Source organism: Nostoc sp. S13 (genome assembly GCF_029379315.1).
GTDB lineage: Bacteria > Cyanobacteriota > Cyanobacteriia > Cyanobacteriales > Nostocaceae > Nostoc.
Genome location: NZ_JAQYWQ010000048.1, coordinates 18,241 through 35,369 on the forward strand (window position 1 = coordinate 18,241; position 17,129 = coordinate 35,369).

Sequence of the window (17,129 nt, forward strand, 5' to 3'; positions counted from 1 at the left end):
CAACAGTCCAAAATCCAGTGTGAAAATATTGATTCTTGACTTTTAACTATTATTGTGTTTCTGTTTGATGTCATAGCGTTTTTCTCACAGTAAATCCATAATGTTTATTTTCTACTGATTTAATGAAACTGGGGACAAAGCAAACAATGATCCAAAAATTTGCTCAATCGGTGGCTTTGATAGAACAAGCGAGAAATTTGTCCCTTTCGTTCTTGTACGGACACAGCATTGTTCCCTACCGTCTGGGGTTGATTTTTTTCTTGGTGGTGGGACTTTGTAGTTGTGGTAGTTTGCCTTCCTCTGGCTTGAATGGGGCTAACTTAAAAATTGGCACTAATGTCACCCCAATTGGAGAAATTAAACCAAAACAAGACAATCAGGCTATAGTTTATATCCAAGGTCAGGTAGAAAAGCAAGCTCCTCTGATGAAGCAGTGGGCTTATCAAATTAATGACTCGACTGGCAAAATTTGGGTTGTCACCCATCAAAAGAATCTGGCCGAGGGAGCACAAGTGGTGATTAAGGGTAAAGTTCGCTACCGAAGTATCCCCTTAGCTGGTAAAGAATTGGGGGAAGTTTATCTAGAAGAAGAGTAATTAGCAATTAAAAATGAAGATATGAACAATCAACCGGTGCATGTAGCGATCGCAATTCTCTACCAAAAAAACAAGTTTCTCATGCAACTGCGCGATAACATCCCCGGTATTCTCTACCCTGGTTACTGGGCGCTATTTGGCGGTCATATCGAACCGGATGAAACGCCAGAGGTAGCAGTGAAGCGAGAAATTTTAGAAGAAATCGGTTACACATTGCCACCTTTTGTTGAATTTGGCTATTATTCCAACGAAAGAGTTGTCCGTCATGTCTTTCATGCACCACTCTTGATGGAATTAAATCAACTGGTTTTGAATGAAGGGTGGGATATGGGGTTATTGACCCCAGAAGATATTCGCCAAGGTAACTGTTATTCCCAAAAGGCTGGCGAAGTGCGACCTTTAGGGAGTGTGCATCGGCGAATTATGTTGGATTTTATGGAGACAAATCAACAAGGCTAATCAAAGAGAATCACTGTTTGCTAAACGGCTATTAGTTGCCCAGTTTGAAGTAGTGTGGAAAATATATATATGGAAATAGATTTGAGAACCAACTATGACTCAAGTAAAATCTAATCGTCAAATATGCCGGGGGAGAATTTTACCACAAATTCAGTGGACTCAAGAACAGAAAGCCAAATCGAAAGTTGAAGGCAAAGTATTTAAAGAGCGCTGCCAACCAATTTTTGCTCAGGTACAACAGTCATTAATTAAAACTCACTATAACTGGTACATGGCAGTTGAGCCAGAAAGTGGAGAATATTTTATTAATGAGGATGCATTAGGAGTTGCAAACAAAGCACATCAAAAATACTCAAATGCTAGACTTGCAAATGCCACCACTACGATTATTCCCCAGTTCCCAGAACCCAAAATAAAGTTAAAACTCTTGTGGAGTCACGACTAATGCAATCAGCAAACAAACTGCCGCGATGGTTAACTATAGGATTGGCATTTCCCATTGCGATTCTCAATGGCTGGCTATTGCTCCAAGTTATACAGTATTTTCAACCGTTGGTGAGTATTATTGCCGCCGCCATCTTACTGGCTTTTGTCTTGAACTATCCAATCCAGTTTCTCCAAGAACAAAGGGTAAAACGCAACCTAGCGATCGCCGGAGTCTTGCTTTTGACTGTGGTGGTTTTAGGAGCTTTAGGCATCACCTTGGTTCCCCTGATTATCCAACAACTCGTAGAGCTAGCTAATATTTTGCCCAGTTGGATTGATTCTGGTACTGTGCAACTGCAAGCTTTCCAGGATTGGGCGTTAAGTCAACAACAGCTTCCCATTAATTTAAGTGGTTTATTTACCCAAGTTCTGGAACGATTATCCAACCAAGTTCAGTCTTTCACTGGTAGAATTCTTGGTTTTGCTGTTGATACCATTGGTATTGTCCTCAACGTGCTGCTGACGGTAGTACTGACTATTTATTTAATATTAAACGGCGAACGTCTTTGGGACGGAATTTTTCAGTGGTTTCCCCCTAACATTGGGTTAAAAGTGCGGGAATTATTGCGAGAGGATTTCCACAATTACTTCATCGGTCAAGCAACATTGGGAGCTGTGTTAGGAGTGACAATTATACTGGCGTTTTTGGCGCTGCAAGTTCCCTTGGCTTTACTTTTTGGCATCGGTATTGGTTTGTTTTCTCTCTTTCCCTTTGGTACAGGAGTAGGTATCGCCATAGTAAGTTTGTTGGTGGCATTGCAAAACTTTTGGTTAGGAGTTGAAGTCTTAGGTGTAGCTGTTGCGATCGACCAAGTTAATTCTAATTTTATTGCACCTCGAATTCTTGGTAATTTGACTGGTCTAAATCCCGTGTGGGTGGTGATTTCTTTGCTGTTGGGGGCAAAGTTGGGAGGAGTGCTGGGTTTGTTAATTGCGATCCCTATTGCCAGTTTTATCAAGGATATAACAGACAGTTGGCGGGCTGGAGAGTTTAATAAGCTAAATGATATCGTGTCAGAACCTGTAAAAATCATTACTGAGAGAGCAGGAACTTATAGTTAAAATTCAATCTGTAAGTGAAGGAAAACTGACAATGTTGACTATTTATAAAAATGTCTATCCTTTGCTTATTGCTTGTTTTTCCGCTAAAACTTTACGGCTTTTTTCTGAACTTGTTAAGAATTAAGTTGAACTGGAATTTGAATAATCAACTCAGTCCCTTCGCTAAAAGTCGATATACATTGCAACTGACCGCCGTGTTTTTCCACAACAATTTGATAGCTGATAGATAAACCTAATCCAGTTCCTTTCCCAACGGGTTTAGTGGTGAAAAAGGGATCGAACAATCGCTTTTGTAAACTCTCTGGAATTCCTGGGCCATTATCGGAAATGCGAATAATTACTTGCTTGTCATCAGTGAGATGAGTCCGAATGCAAATTTTTCCTTTATTCCTTACCAATGACGGATGACTCATGACTAATGACTCTTCTATAGCATCAATAGCATTTGCCAAAATATTCATAAATACCTGATTGAGTAATCCAGCGTAGCACTCAACTTTAGGAAAATCACCGTATTCCTTAATTATGTTTATGCTTTCACCGATTTGGTGATTTTGGAGACGACTTTGTAAAATTATTAGGGTGCTATCAATACCTTCATGGATATCAACAAATTTTTTCTCAGATTCATCGAGACGAGAAAAATTTCGTAAGGAAAGAATGATTTGCTCGATTCGCTTAGTGCCAACCTCCATAGAGGTGAGAAGACGGGGAAGATCAGTGCTTAAAAAATCCAGTTCAATTTGGGCGATCGCAGTTTTAATTTCCCCTTTTGGTTCGGGATAACATTGTTGGTATAATCTAATAAGATTGAGTAGATTTTGACTATATTCGATAGCGTGGACAAGGTTGCCAGCAATAAAGTTGACGGGGTTATTGATTTCGTGTGCAATACCAGCAACAAGTTGTCTTAAGGCAGCCATTTTTTCATTCTGAATTAATTGCGTATAGTTATGTTGAAGATCACGAAAGCCTGCTTTAGCGAGTCTAGATTGTTCCTCTACCTGCTGTAGTTTAACAAGTGTTAAGATATAAATTTGGGAGTAGGCTAAGAGTAATTGATGAAAATCGACGAGCTTATATTTTCCTGATGTAGTTTTAACTAAAATCGGCTCATAAGCAATTTCAGGTGGTTGTTGCAAAGTTGCCTGAGTAGCATTGATAATGCGCGTATCCTCAGAAAATGCTAATATCTCTGGCTGGAAAAACTTGTAAAGAATTTTAATCGGTCTTATAGAAAATAGTGCCAAACTATAGGTCTGGCTCATATGCTCAAAAAATTTCCGCCGCGAAATCATCCCCACATATTGTTGATTATTATTAAGGATAATTCCTGGCAATAAAGGCTCTTGCTTAAAGAGCATAGCTAAATCATTGCCCGGACGCTCTACTTCGATGTGAACTTGCCAAAATGGTAATTCTTGCAAAGTTGACTCTAATCGCAAGTTCGACTCATTAGCATTTGTTATGCCACCCATAGTTAGCATACTCGCAAGGCTTGACTGCTGAGGTAATATTTCTGGTAACATCATGAATACCCGTCTCTATAATTTCAAAGTTCATCAATTATTACAAATTTATTTTTCCCAGATTGTTACCGAAAGTTCACAGTGTAGATGTGGGAATATAGAGTCCTTCAGCAAATTCAATACTTTTCTGACTGCGTAGACGTTTAGCGCAAAGCCAGAGACGCTCCGCCTCCGGGCTTGTCGCTAGACATCGCTTCTTCACGATGATGTTTCCAAGATAAAATAAAAAAACTCTAAGCGAGCGGCAAATAAAGAATGAAGTATGAATTGCTCATACTTCATTACTTGATTTTGAATCAATTATTTATTGTTTTTAATGGGTTACTACAAACTATATTAGCTGTCCCCAAAACAAAGGTTAAACTTTAACCTTTTTCATTGATGTTGCCTTTCTCTTCAATATCCAACCAAGACCACAAGCAAAGAGAGTACCACCTAAAGTTGTAGGCTCAGGTACTTTTTCATAATAAACTTTACCAGAGAATATTTCAGTATTTGGATAAGTGCTGGAAAAAATTGTAAAATCCTCATCAACAATTTCGTAACTTGTATAACTGGAAGGATTAGCTTTATGATCAAATGTATAATTTAGTCCCACAGAAGATGTCTGTCCTGTTAAGTATGTCGTTGAAAATACTATGGGAAAGTCTGGGTAGTTTAAATCATCTTGTTCGGTGTAAACGGTGGAATCTCCATCAAATTGGAAAGAAAGCGATTTAACTAGCACTTCTGGAATGTAGTTATTACTGAAAGTTGAGTCATCAAAGCAAAAAAGCCTTTTCGTGTATTTATAGGACTATCAATGGTGAAAGCGTAATTAATAAGTTCAGCAGATGCAGATTTGGCATCTATAGTAGTCAAACTCAGAGTAATACTAGCAGCAAACACTAATTGTAGAAGCAATTTCATCTCAGTTTTCCTCATGATAAATTTCTGCAAGCAATGCAGACTGCAAAGTGGAGAAATAAGCTGACTCAAACTTTCTTATCTCTTTGCTTATTTACAAAGATTTCCTCACTAATGAAAACAGTAATTATTATTTATTAACCCTGTTCCCAGAAAAAAAATAAGTTACCAAATACTTGCAGCTAAATTATTTTGAGGTCATGAGTTTAAGCAGAGTTTAATCGAAGGTAAAGCTCAGATATAAATTAATTTATATTAAGTAATTTTACAAAACAATTCCAGATATTTTATTAACCCTTAGATAACTCAATCTTTACTTGTTGCAATAACATAATGTGTTAAACACTTATGCTGTAACACTTTTTTAGCTTGCCATTATTTAGCATGGAATCTAATCACTTATTGAAGCTAAACCGCCGGCAGTTTTTGCTGCGTTCAACGCTCACAGCAGGTGGAATTATTGCCACAAATCTTGTATCAAAATCACAAGTTTTTGCTCAAGCACCAGCAATTATCACCTCTGAGAAAATGCGTCCTGCCATACCTTATGGTGTAGCCAGCGGAGATATCTGTAACGATAGCATTGTCATTTGGAGTCGGAGCGATCGCCCTGCCAAAATGATCGTAGAATATTCTACTAGCGAATCTTTTAAAAATGTGCAGCGAGTTGTGGGGCCCAATGCTTTAAAAAATACCGACTTTACAGCCCGACTTTATCTGAGGAACCTGCCACCAGACGAAAAATTATTTTATCGGGTGATTTTCCAAGATTTAGATTATAAAGGCACCTACAGCGTTCCTGTCAAAGGCACTTTCCGAACTCCCTCCCAATCTGGGCGAGATGTATTCTTTGTTTGGGGTGGAGACACCGCTGGTCAAGGCTGGGGGATTAATCCTGATTTCGGTGGGATGAAAATTTACGAAACTATGCGTCAACTTAATCCCGACTTTTTCATCCATTCTGGCGATAATATTTATGCTGATGGCCCCATTCAAGCAGAAGTAACTTTAGACGACGGCACTATTTGGAAAAACATCACCACACCAGAAAAATCCAAAGTAGCAGAGACTCTCACAGAATTTCGTGGCAACTATATTTACAATTTGCTGGATGAAAACATCAAGCGTTTCAACGCTGAAGTTCCGATATTGGCACAGTGGGACGACCACGAAACGAGGAATAATTGGTATCCTGGGCAAATTATCATCAACGATGACCGTTATACAGTTAAGGATGTTAACTTGCTAGCCGAAAGGTCAAGACAAGCGTTTTTAGAATATCTGCCTATTGGATATACAACCGATAATCCAGACAAAACGAAAATTTATCGCTCCTTTAAGCATGGGCCATTACTAGACATTTTCATGCTGGATGAGCGCACCTATCGGGGGCCAAATAGCCCCAATAATCAGCCAGTACCAAGTAAAAAAACAGATTTTTTGAGCAAAAAACAAGTGCAATGGTTGAAAAAGCAATTGCTGTCATCAAAAGCAACATGGAAAGTGATTGCTAGTGATATGCCTTTGGGGTTGATAGTTAAAGACGGTACTACGGACTTTGAAGCTTGGGCTAACGGAAATGGCCCAACTTTAGGAAGAGAACTAGAACTTGCCGATTTACTACGATATATCAAAAACAACAATATCCAGAATGTTGTTTGGTTAACTGCTGATGTACATTACGCAGCAGCCCATTATTACGACCCCGCAAAAGCGCAGTTTACCGACTTTAAGCCTTTTTGGGAATTCGTTGCTGGGCCTCTTAACTCTGGCACATTTGGGCCAAACGAATTGGATAATACCTTTGGGCCACAATTAATATTTCAAAGTCTTCCTCCAGGTACAAAAGCAAATCGACCGCCAAGTGAAGGTTTGCAATTCTTTGGAGGAATAAAGATTGATGCTAATACAAAGGTGATGACGGTAACACTACGTAACTTGGTAGGGAAAACTCTTTACAGTGTAGATTTGCCGCCAGAAGCATAAATCTCTAAAAGCGCAGCGAAATTTAGCCAGTTAGATAGAGTAATTAGGCAATTTTTTACTCTGTCTGCTGGTTTTGTTGTTTTTGCTGAGATATTGAAGGATAAAAAACTTGGCATTACCGAATGAAGCTATGATTTAATCACGCAGAGGCATAGAGAGAAGCTTGCAGTTAAGCAATGCCAAAAACCTTATAGTAGAAGTAAAATCCTATTATTTTTGGAGTTGGTCATGCTTAAGAAACTCATCCTAGAAAATTGGAAAAGTTTTGGTTATGCAGAGCTTCCACTTGACCCGTTGACTGTTCTTATTGGTACGAATGCGAGTGGAAAATCTAATGTAGTTGAAGCTTTTGAATTTTTACAAAGAATTGCTAGAGGTGAGAATATTGAAGCAGCTTTAGCAGGAAATAAAACGCTTACTTCTATTCGAGGTGGTGTAGAATGGGCTGCACTTAAACCAGAAACTGAATTTACATTAAAGGCGCTGGTTGAGGGTAACGATGAAAATACTGATTATCTCTACAGTATTACAGTACAAACAAAACCCATTGTACAGATTTTAGAAGAAACTATAATTACTCAAATATATCAAGATAAAAATCATGAAATTACTACACAAAAGTCTATAATATCAGATTCATCTATATCAGTTAAATATCCTCATAAGAAAAGAAGTATTTCAAATATCAAAGGAATACAAGGTGAATCTATGTTAAGTATGATTAGTAAATTTGAGTTAACTGATAAAACTTTTGAAGATATTAATTTAATTACTGATGTATTCGAAAATATTTTGGTTTTAAATCCTATTACTTTTGAAATGCGGGGTTATTCACCGCTTTCTGATAATCTAGAGAGGAATGCCTCCAATATTGCTGGTGTACTAGCAGCGTTGGATGGTGAACAAAAAGCCGAAGTCGAATCAACTTTATCAGCATACATCAAAGATTTCCCAGAAGGCGATATTAAAAAAGTATTTGCAGAACCAGTTGGAAGACTTAAAACTGATGCGATGCTTTACTGTGAAGAAGAATGGAAACCTGGGGAAATAATACTAATAGATGCTAAAACTATGTCCGATGGAACCTTACGTTTTATAGCAATTCTCACAGCTCTGCTTACTCGACCAGAAGGTAGTCAACTGGTAATTGAAGAAATAGATAACGGGCTTCATCCCTCGCGTGCAGAATTGCTGGTAAGAATACTACGAGAGATTGGCAGCAAGAGAAAAATCGATATTTTACTTACTACCCATAACCCAGCTTTACTTGATGCTTTAGGCCCAGAGATAGTTCCTTTTGTGGTTGTTGCACACCGCGATTCTGAAACTGGAGAAAGCAAACTTACTCTTTTAGAAGATATTGAAAATCTTCCTCTTTTGCTAGCATCAGGGACTTTGGGAAGATTAGCGACTAAAGCCGCAATTGAAAAGAGCCTTTCTGATAATAAGTAAAGTGAAATATGAGAAAGGTTCTGATTATTGACACATCAATACTGTGCGTCTACTTGGGTGTTCCTGGTAAAGAGACTTGTGGCTCTGATAATGATAAATGGGATCAAAAAAGAGTTAAAGCCCGTTTTCAAGCAGAAGAAAGACAAAAAGCAAAGTTTATACTACCATTAGCAACAATTATAGAAACTGGTAATCACATTGCACAAGCTAAGTCTAGGCGATATGAAATTGCTCAAGCTTTCGCTGATATTTTAGTTAAAGTAGCAGATGGATTGATACCTTGGGGAGTTTTTGAAACTCAAGTAGGTGAACTTTGGAATTCAGAACAATTGAAACAGTTGGCTACGGAATGGCCTACTCTAGCATCTAGAAAGATTTCTATCGGAGATGCGACAATTAAGACTGTGGCTGAATATTACGCTAAAACCAGCAGCACTTTCCAAGTAGAAATTTTTACGAGCGATGGGGGACTAAAGGCTTATGAACCAGCTACCCCACCACCTAAACGCCGAAGCGATCGCACCAAGTAAAATATCCTTAAGCGACGTTTAACTCTTCCGTAAATCAATTGTTGCTGATTGGGTTATTTGCTTAATTGCCTCTAAATCAAGTGGTGGTGTTTCACTTTCCATTCCCAACCACAAAAGATATTCAATATTCCCAGCAGGGCCAGTGATTGGCGACCAAGTTAAGCCTTTGTATTTCCATCCTAATTCCTGGGCTGCTTGCAACACCTGGAAAATAGCATCACCCTGGTCGTTTGGATCACGCACAACCCCTTTTTTACCCACACGGGATCTACCGACTTCAAACTGTGGCTTGACTAACAACACAGCTTCCCGATTAGCTTGAGTTAATTGCCACAAAGCAGGCAGAATCTTGGCTAAAGAAATAAACGATACATCGACCACCGCCAAATCAGGAATCGCGTCATCCTCGCCATATAACTCATCTGGTCGTAGTTGCCGTAAATTGGTGCGTTCCCGCAAAATCACCCGCGAATCATTTCTTAAGAGCCAGTCAACTTGTCCATAACCGACATCAATACCGTAAACTTGTTTGGCTCCAGCTTGCAACAGACAATCAGTAAAACCACCAGTAGAAATCCCACCATCTAAACAAATGCGCTCTCCTACGGAAATGGCAAATACTGACAAAGCTTTGGAGAGTTTTTCACCGCCTCTAGAAACAAAAGGCGATCGCACCTTAATATTTATTTGAGCGGAAATATCAACTTCTGTACCAGGTTTATCAACTAACTGCTGATTAACAGTCACTTCCCCCGCCTGAATTAGCCGTTGTGCCAAAGCGCGAGAAGAACATAAATTTAACTCTACTAATAGTGTGTCGAGTCGCTGTTTAGCCAATTAATTAGACTCTCCTGGTAAGATTAAATTAAACTTGGTAATGATCCAGAACTAAAGTTTTCATTCATAATTCTTTCCGCAAGCTCAAACGAACTTTTTTATGAAACATCTCTTAATTAGTAGTTTATCAACCCTACTTTTTACAGCAGGAGCTGATGTTTTACCACTTCCCTCAATGGCACAGTTTGCAAATGTCAAACAGCATTTGAATTCTCTGACTACAACCCGTGTAGTTTTTGCTCGAGGAAAAAGTAGTACTACAATTGAAAATGCCGAAAATAACATCTATATATTAAGAGCTAAAGCTGGACAAACATTGACTTTAAAAGTTAATAGTTTAGGCGCTCGTGCCAGTGTTACTCTCTATGGTGTTAATGGTAAACCTTTAAGTCCAGTTTTCGCTGGTGCTGGCGGTGAAGGTAAGAGTTTGAGCCTGCATCTTGCTAAGACAGGTGATTACTATATCGTAGGCGGTTCTGGCCCGACTAATCATTTATACAATTTCACCATTTTTATTAAATAACAACATTACGACAAAAGCTCTGGTACTTGTACTTGTGTTATTGTGCCTGCATAGTGTTTGATAATTATCTCTGGTGAATAGTAGATAGCTGAGTTTCTAGCCTGCTGCCAAAGTATTTCTCAGTCGATCAAAGCTTTATCATCAATTGGACATCAGCGATGCCTACGGCTGGCTACACATTTGTTATATTACTGCTCTTTGGCAAGTTGGGCTTTTGCCTGTTGCCAGAGAATTTCCAACTCATCCAAACTGTAATCAGAAAGGGGGCGGTCAACAACTGCCTCCATTTTTTCTAAACGCTGGACAAATCGCTGATTCGTGCCTTGCAAAGCCGCGCTAGGGTCAAGATGATGCCAACGGGCTAGCTGAATCACCGCAAACAGTAAATCGCCTAATTCTGCTTGTTGTCGTTCTGGTGTTTCCTCAGCTAAAGCCTGTTGAAACTCTCCCAATTCCTCATAAAACTTATCCCAGACGCCCTGAATATTTTCCCATTCAAACCCGATAGCCGCAGCCTTTTGAGAAATCTTCATCGCCGCCGTCAGTGGGGGAAGGGTGCGCCCATAACGACCGAGTTTAGCGCTAAGTTTTTGCGCGTCAGGGGATGCTTCGCCTTTTTCCGCAGCTTTAATTTGCTCCCAATTTTGCCGCACCTCATCCACACTTGCCACCGACACATCACCAAAGACATGGGGATGACGGCGAATCAACTTTTGGGAAATCCCCTGAGTTATTTCTTTGAGAGAAAACTCCCCAGATTCCCTAGCAATTTGGGCTTGCAGTACCACTTGTAATAATAAATCACCCAACTCTTCGGCGATCGCACTCTTATCCCCACCCTTAATCGCGTCCACCACCTCATAAGCTTCCTCAATCACATAAGGGATCAGCGTTTCGGCAGTTTGGGCCAAATCCCAAGGACAACCACCATCAGGCTCACGCAACTTCGCCACCACCTCAATTAACTCCTGCAATGCCACCAAAGTCTCATCTTGATTCACTTCCATACCTTTGCGTACCTCTGCGCTTCCCTCAGCGTTCTTTTGCGTTAAAAAAATCATTTCTTTGTCCGAGATCGACCACCACTCCTCTTCACTTTCCGCTTCTTAATTTTGCCACTAGAAAGCAACCCCCGAACCCCCTGTTTTTGAAAGCGCTTGTATGCCGAACCGCCCCAATCGCTGAGAGAATGACTCATCGCACCCAGTTCCAAACCCAAAAACAGAGCGATATATTCAGTATCGTAATCCACGAGCGATCGCCCCACAATTCCACCCAAATCCTGCCAAGTAAAACTCAGATTCCCCAGCTTTTCGGCGATCGTCAAAACGAAAATTGCCAAGATAGCAAGCAAACACCCCAGATAAAGTACCCGCAGGATCGTGCCAATAATCGGCCCGTGAGATAAAAAAGAACGATGGCGGAGACTTTTTTGATAAGGTAGCCAAATCCAGCGCAAGAAACCCCAGCGTTGAAATTGCACAGAGTAAATATCCAAATCGGGGCCAAACATCAGCCCGCCAAAGAGAAACCCGCCTGCAACCAACAAAGTCGCATTGCTACTGCGAGTTTGCCAGAAAGTAACGCCCGCCACGAACGGCAGAGTATACATAGTAATGCGATCATGTGTCCGACCAGAGGGCATTCTAAATCCTGTTAGCGATAGCGGGGCGTTTAGCTCGTGCTGAGTAACTGAATACTGAGTCAGTATAAGAGAAAAAAAGATTTTCTTAAAACTACTAGCGCAACGTGAAATATTTTGCTATATTAATTAAGGATTGGTAAAAAGGGCGGTTAGCTCAGTTGGTAGAGCGCCTGCCTTACAAGCAGGACGTCATCAGTTCGAGTCTGGTACTGCCCATTAAATAAATTAAGGCTAGAGACACCTTAGATGCGGTTTCTAGCCTTTTTTAAATGGATTCACAATCTCTAATTGATCAGCTACTACTAACCCCTCTTGCATATCTTCAGAATAGAGAGTACTTGCTCTTGCCGATAGGGCACAAGAAATAATTAGACTATCCCAAAAAGAAAAATCCCGCAGTTTAAAAATAAGTTTGCTATGGCAACAATCGAACCAAACTAAAACTGCTCAAAAAATTAATCACTAGTTAATAGTGAAGCAAGAAGATCAGGACAAGACAGATGCGGGCAATGTCCAGAAGCTAGCTCAATGGCATCGACTCCTAAGCGCTTGCGTGCAGCGTAGCGTGACCATGTAGGAGATATTATTCGGTCATCGGTACAAACAATATATTTACGCTCAACCTTTGGTAAAGCTTTTAAAGGATTCGTTTCAAAGATATATGCCATAGATTGTTGCGAGCGACTTTTCGAGATTGCCCACTGTGCTACATCCGCTTGACAATCATGAAAGAAAAAATCCCTTAATACTGCTTCGTCTGAATAATCTTTCCCTACAGAAGCTGATTCATACATCCCAGGCTCATCGTGGAACTGTTCGAGTTTACTTGGGTCTTTTGGCTGGTAATTGAATGATTTGAGCGTATCAGAATCAAGATCATGAGAAAATTGGTCGAGTGTACTGATTCCAGGATACGGGATCAGCGCAGCCACAAACACTAGTTGACGCACTTTTACCGCTTCTGCAACCAGGGGAATTATAGTACCAGCCATTGAGTGACCGACTAACACAATATCATCATCAGTTTTTGGCAGCGCTTGAATTACTGCATCCGCAAATTGGGACAAAGTAGCAGATGCATTTTCAATTGGCAAATCCATTGCTACGGTTTTGTGACCCTGTGTTTCTAAGTAGGGAATTAGCAAATCTCAACACCAGGTGGCTTGGAAGGCACCATGAACTAGACAAAAAAGACTCATATCAATTGAATAGTGGTAATGGTGGACAAGTTTCCTAACTTCTCTTATTTTTCAACAAATTTTAAACCTTGACTAGGTAAGTTAAACCAGCACTGTGACTTTTACTGTTTATGATTACACCATCTTTTGACAAAATATGTACCCTTGCCGATTGCCTGTTATATATTTAAACAGCAGTTAAAATAGCCTGAAAAGGTTGCAATAAAATACCCAAATTTTTATCAACTTCTTTAATATAGTATTCAACCGAATCTATATAAACAGTCGTTTCTTCTAAAAATAAAAACTTCCAGTTAGTTCCACTAGTAACCGCTCCATAAATCCGCCCAACTTCATTGCCTTGATTTTGATTAAACAACTGCGCCGCAATCATTGCCGCTACACATTGACCAAGACAGCCAATAATATCTTCTTTTTTTGCTTCAAAAATAAACATTACCGGAGCAGAAATAAATAATTGCTCTTGGGAATTGCTGATAATGTAATCGCAGAAACCTTGCAAACTTTGAGTCGGCTCAACATTAAATTCATTCCCAGAAAACAGGGAAATTTTATTATTTAATAATCGTCTAACCTCTGCCAGGATTGGTGCAATTAAAAACTCTGATCTAGCTTTTTCGGTTGCGATGTCTACGACGGGCTACGCCTACGCAGTTGCTAAAGGAATGTAATCTATTAAAATCGTTCTGAGGGTTTCTGATGGTGTAACAGGTTTTGTATCAGCAAATAAATTAAGAGTTTCATTGAGTGTTAAGTCAAAACTCTTTTTCACCTTAGCGAGACTAAAATCGCTGTATGCCATCTTTCCACCTTGTAATTATCTATTTAGTCTATTCTATTAGGGTAAAGACAAGGGGAGATTGGAAGGAAGCACTTTTGCCCGAGGCTATGATCATTCCAGTTAATGTATGCCGCAAAACGGATCACGTTCTTTATCAACTTCATTAGGTTGCAACTCTAATTCAGCCAGATAAACGCATCCCTCTTCTTTGAGGCATTCTTGACTTTTTGATGTCCAGTAAGGCACTTCACCAGCGTGCATCCGCAAAATACCTTGAGCGTCGAGAGTTACACGATATTGGCAAGGGTAATCTGTGGTTACATCTGGTTTACTGAGTGCGCCAATTCGTATCCATTTTTTACCGTTGGTTTCCACGTCTGTTTGATAAACATAGAAAGTATGCTGGCCAGTTTGCGGGAAGGGAGGTAAGGGATTACTAATTAACCCGGTTCCTGGTTCCGTCACCCCATCGCGCAAATAGTGAAATTTTTGAAACGTTCTACTACCATCATTTCCTACTTCAAATACAAGATGATAGGCATCTGGTTGATCAACAGTTGCTGACTCCAGAACATTGACGGCAATATCACCATCATTCAAGTTTTTATTGAAGCCTTCCACAGCAATATTCCAGTTTAACTTACCATCAGCAAATAACGCTGATCTTTCTAAAACTACGGCTCCCAAATCAATGCCAGGAATGTCAATCAAATAATGGGGATTCCCTTGACAAAGCAACACGCGAAACTCAAGAGTTTGGTCAATTTCAAACTGGACTTTGATTTTTTTGAGAAACTCTGCCTCTTGCATCCCCAGTTTTTTCATCAGGTTTTTGCCGTCAAAGCTTCCCCAAAGTCGTAAATCTCCGTCCTCGTAGTCTTGACGATAGATAATATTAGTCAATTGTATACCTTGCCAATGAGTACGAACTTTGGCGACAGTTTCCCCAGGTGCGAGTTGATAAAGTTCTTGTCCAGCCTTAAATATAGTCAACAAATCGTTACTTTGGGTTTTGCGTTTGAAGTTGCACGGCAAATAATAAAACAGGTTTTTGACATCAATTTCTAGCTGGTTGGCTCCCTTACGCAGCAAGCTTTTAGACTCTTCTGGATCGAATCTTAATCTTCGCAGTTTCTCGGCATAGCAAGCACCAGCAGAGGTCGCTAGTTTGGTAAATTCCAACACAAAGGTAATCCGTTCTGGATTCCAGACAAAATATGGAGACTTACTAAATTCCTGGTAGATTTGGCGCTGCACTATGTCTAAATTACAAGTTTTACCAGATAGAATTAACCAATCAACTTTTTGAGAATTCCAAGAATCTTTAGTGATATCATCGGGACGCAAACGACTTTCCATCAATCCTTTAGCAATACCGATCGCTTCTTTAATTCCCGAAGCGGCGGCTCGTTCAAATTGCTGGTTATCTAAGGTGACGCAGATGCTATTTGGATCTTTAACTTGCAATTTAACGGCGCTTTGGGTGAGCAGTTCAGAAATTTGTTGCTCAGAAAGTGTGAAGGTTAATAGAGAATTCTCTGGTGGTGGCTTTTGTCCAAGTTTAAGTTTAGCTGCTTCTGCATGATCCCAGAGAAGATAAAAGGATTGCAGCCGTTGGGGTGCTTGTTGCCAACGCGTGGGCAATACTTTCTCAGCAGTATCTAGAGCATCTTTGTAAGCAACATCGCCTTCGGGATTTTCCTTATCGAGACATTTCAAAAGACTGCCACTTTTGAATTTACCTTGTTCTAAAAAGCGCTCGTTTAACTCAGAGTTAATTAAATCTTCTAGCTTTTCGCTTTCAATATCACCTGTTGTTACTGCTGTCAATAAAAAGTCTGCGATCGCAACTTTTAATAATCTAAAAATTCTCAGTGTAATTAACTCACCGCCTAATTGTAAATGACCAGATGAACCTAATAGTTTTGGGGTAAGTTTATAGTAACGTCCTCCTAAACCTCGGTCTTCATAATCAGCAAAGCTAGGGGTTTTATCTTCTAAAGTCAGTTCAATTAAAGCTAAGTCTGTGGTTCCTCCGCCAATATCCAAGACCAGAACATTTTGTGACCATTTGTTTCCTGCTTGGTGACAACGGGTTTTGAATGACTCAATGCCAATGTTGAGATTACCGCCAAATTCTCGCCATAAAAAGAATATCGCCACAGAAACGGCTTCATCATAAGCAGTTTGCACATCATCGATTCCCAACTCCTCAACTAATTCCCTAACTTCCTTCCGAACAACTGGTGGGGCGACAGTTGGGTAAGTGACAACTGCTGTTAAAAAATCTCCTTCAGAAAATCTGCGTCGTGCGCGTTGGCGGTAGTCTTCAGTTAACTCGATTAAATGCGCCCAAGCCGATTGAATCAACTGATTTGCGGTAATTGTTTCTTCTTCACCATCCAAAATAACTGAAAACGATCGCTCCTGACCAAAATAGCGTTTGGGTGAATGGTGAAACCTGCTGATAATTTCCTTTAAAGAACCGCTTGTACCTTGAGCGATCGCTTTTTTTCTGTTATCTCTAGCTTCCCTACCCATCCGCAGTTTTAAGTCCCCTAACTGCGAAATTTCCGACTCACTAGGAATTTCCGTATCGCGGCGATCGATATCCAGCACAACTGGGATCAGATTTTGTGACTCTAGGGTAGGGACGCGGAACACCTCATGATAGATTTGGTAAAGTTTTTTGCTAACAGCACGGCGGAACCTCTCGCTGTTTCCTAAAGAAAGTTCAATTTGGCGAATTGCTTCTAAAAATCGCTCTTTATTATCACTTTCAAAAACTTCACTCAAATTTCTTGGTTCTATCTCCAGGTTTTTGCTAATTTCGCCGATAAACTTTTCCCAATCATCAGCGCTGACATCTGGTAAAGCTACAGACGCGGGAGAACTTAGCCATTGTGATAAGCGATCGCGCAACCGCATTTCTTGTTCTTTGGGTAAAATTTCTGCGATCGGCACTTCAATCGGATCGAAAAGTGTAACTGTCGAATTCGATGTCCCAAAATCTAAAGCAAACCATCCCGGAAATCTTTTTTGTTGTTTCTCGCTTGGTTCTTGCTCGGTATAGTTGTTCAATTGAAAAGGGTTCATTATAGTATTAAATGATTCTGTTGATCACTGTCTTTTTTATCT

At 40.0% G+C, this 17,129-nt stretch carries 16 protein-coding genes, 1 tRNA gene and 2 pseudogenes; 9 read left to right on the top strand and 10 right to left on the bottom strand.

Annotation, left to right across the window (positions count from 1 at the left end; translation table 11 throughout):
* Window positions 1-146: 146 nt before the first annotated feature.
* The 4 genes from PUQ00_RS16420 (at window position 147) to PUQ00_RS16435 (ending at window position 2,603) form a co-directional block, all read left to right on the top strand.
* Window positions 147-596, top strand: coding sequence for a hypothetical protein (locus PUQ00_RS16420; RefSeq protein ID WP_300418605.1), 450 nt, complete (start codon window positions 147-149; stop codon window positions 594-596).
* Window positions 597-617: 21 nt separating this feature from the next.
* Entirely contained in the window at window positions 618-1,055 is a 438-nt protein-coding gene (locus PUQ00_RS16425) for an NUDIX hydrolase (protein ID WP_300418607.1), read from the top strand.
* A 94-nt stretch (window positions 1,056-1,149) separates the two neighbouring features.
* The gene (locus tag PUQ00_RS16430) at window positions 1,150-1,500 is read left to right on the top strand and encodes a hypothetical protein (protein ID WP_300418609.1); all 351 of its coding nucleotides are present in this window, start codon (window positions 1,150-1,152) and stop codon (window positions 1,498-1,500) included.
* Window positions 1,500-2,603 carry an AI-2E family transporter gene (locus PUQ00_RS16435; RefSeq protein WP_300418611.1) on the top strand — a complete coding sequence of 368 codons (1,104 nt, stop codon included), beginning with the start codon at window positions 1,500-1,502 and terminating at the stop codon, window positions 2,601-2,603. The genes PUQ00_RS16430 and PUQ00_RS16435 overlap by 1 nt, the downstream gene beginning before the upstream one ends.
* A gap of 113 nt (window positions 2,604-2,716) precedes the next feature.
* Here the strand turns inward: PUQ00_RS16435 and PUQ00_RS16440 are convergent, their stop codons facing one another.
* The 3 genes from PUQ00_RS16440 to PUQ00_RS32830 form a co-directional block, all read right to left on the bottom strand.
* A complete protein-coding gene (locus PUQ00_RS16440; RefSeq protein ID WP_300418638.1) occupies window positions 2,717-4,090 on the bottom strand; it encodes an ATP-binding protein in 1,374 nt (457 codons plus the stop codon).
* A gap of 400 nt (window positions 4,091-4,490) precedes the next feature.
* Window positions 4,491-4,859: a PEP-CTERM sorting domain-containing protein gene (locus tag PUQ00_RS16445; RefSeq protein WP_335029952.1), complete on the bottom strand. Its 369-nt coding sequence runs from the start codon at window positions 4,857-4,859 to the stop codon at window positions 4,491-4,493.
* Complete coding sequence (locus PUQ00_RS32830) at window positions 4,853-5,041, bottom strand: hypothetical protein (protein WP_334759027.1); 189 nt, start codon at window positions 5,039-5,041, stop codon at window positions 4,853-4,855. Before PUQ00_RS32830 ends, PUQ00_RS16445 begins: the two co-directional genes overlap by 7 nt.
* Before the next feature lie 381 nt (window positions 5,042-5,422).
* Between PUQ00_RS32830 and PUQ00_RS16450 the strand changes: the two genes are divergently transcribed.
* From PUQ00_RS16450 to PUQ00_RS16460, 3 genes are all read left to right on the top strand, one after another.
* The gene (locus PUQ00_RS16450) at window positions 5,423-7,024 is read left to right on the top strand and encodes an alkaline phosphatase D family protein (protein ID WP_300418612.1); all 1,602 of its coding nucleotides are present in this window, start codon (window positions 5,423-5,425) and stop codon (window positions 7,022-7,024) included.
* A 228-nt stretch (window positions 7,025-7,252) separates the two neighbouring features.
* Entirely contained in the window at window positions 7,253-8,476 is a 1,224-nt protein-coding gene (locus PUQ00_RS16455; protein WP_300418614.1) for an ATP-binding protein, read from the top strand.
* Window positions 8,477-8,484: 8 nt separating this feature from the next.
* The gene (locus tag PUQ00_RS16460) at window positions 8,485-9,006 is read left to right on the top strand and encodes a hypothetical protein (RefSeq protein ID WP_300418616.1); all 522 of its coding nucleotides are present in this window, start codon (window positions 8,485-8,487) and stop codon (window positions 9,004-9,006) included.
* An 18-nt stretch (window positions 9,007-9,024) separates the two neighbouring features.
* Here PUQ00_RS16460 and PUQ00_RS16465 read toward each other — a convergent pair whose 3' ends face one another.
* Window positions 9,025-9,843 carry a TlyA family RNA methyltransferase gene (locus PUQ00_RS16465; protein WP_300418618.1) on the bottom strand — a complete coding sequence of 273 codons (819 nt, stop codon included), beginning with the start codon at window positions 9,841-9,843 and terminating at the stop codon, window positions 9,025-9,027.
* A gap of 100 nt (window positions 9,844-9,943) precedes the next feature.
* Between PUQ00_RS16465 and PUQ00_RS16470 the strand changes: the two genes are divergently transcribed.
* A complete protein-coding gene (locus tag PUQ00_RS16470) occupies window positions 9,944-10,366 on the top strand; it encodes a hypothetical protein (RefSeq protein ID WP_300418620.1) in 423 nt (140 codons plus the stop codon).
* A 188-nt stretch (window positions 10,367-10,554) separates the two neighbouring features.
* Here PUQ00_RS16470 and mazG read toward each other — a convergent pair whose 3' ends face one another.
* Both mazG and PUQ00_RS16480 read right to left on the bottom strand, forming a co-directional pair.
* Window positions 10,555-11,373, bottom strand: coding sequence for a nucleoside triphosphate pyrophosphohydrolase (gene mazG, locus PUQ00_RS16475; RefSeq protein WP_300418640.1), 819 nt, complete (start codon window positions 11,371-11,373; stop codon window positions 10,555-10,557).
* 50 nt (window positions 11,374-11,423) lie between these two features.
* Entirely contained in the window at window positions 11,424-12,011 is a 588-nt protein-coding gene (locus tag PUQ00_RS16480; protein WP_300418621.1) for a metal-binding protein, read from the bottom strand.
* 143 nt (window positions 12,012-12,154) lie between these two features.
* Here PUQ00_RS16480 and PUQ00_RS16485 point away from each other — a divergent pair.
* Window positions 12,155-12,227 (top strand) — tRNA-Val (locus PUQ00_RS16485).
* A 39-nt stretch (window positions 12,228-12,266) separates the two neighbouring features.
* Here the strand turns inward: PUQ00_RS16485 and PUQ00_RS16490 are convergent.
* The 4 genes and pseudogenes from PUQ00_RS16490 to PUQ00_RS16505 all read right to left on the bottom strand — a co-directional run.
* Window positions 12,267-12,401, bottom strand: a pseudogene (locus PUQ00_RS16490) (PIN domain nuclease); the annotation flags it as partial.
* Between the two features lie 65 nt (window positions 12,402-12,466).
* Window positions 12,467-13,156: an alpha/beta hydrolase gene (locus PUQ00_RS16495; RefSeq protein ID WP_300418622.1), complete on the bottom strand. Its 690-nt coding sequence runs from the start codon at window positions 13,154-13,156 to the stop codon at window positions 12,467-12,469.
* Window positions 13,157-13,376: 220 nt separating this feature from the next.
* Window positions 13,377-14,012: pseudogene (locus tag PUQ00_RS16500) on the bottom strand (hypothetical protein).
* Window positions 14,013-14,111: 99 nt separating this feature from the next.
* Window positions 14,112-17,087, bottom strand: coding sequence for a molecular chaperone (locus PUQ00_RS16505; RefSeq protein ID WP_300418623.1), 2,976 nt, complete (start codon window positions 17,085-17,087; stop codon window positions 14,112-14,114).
* Window positions 17,088-17,129: the final 42 nt, after the last annotated feature.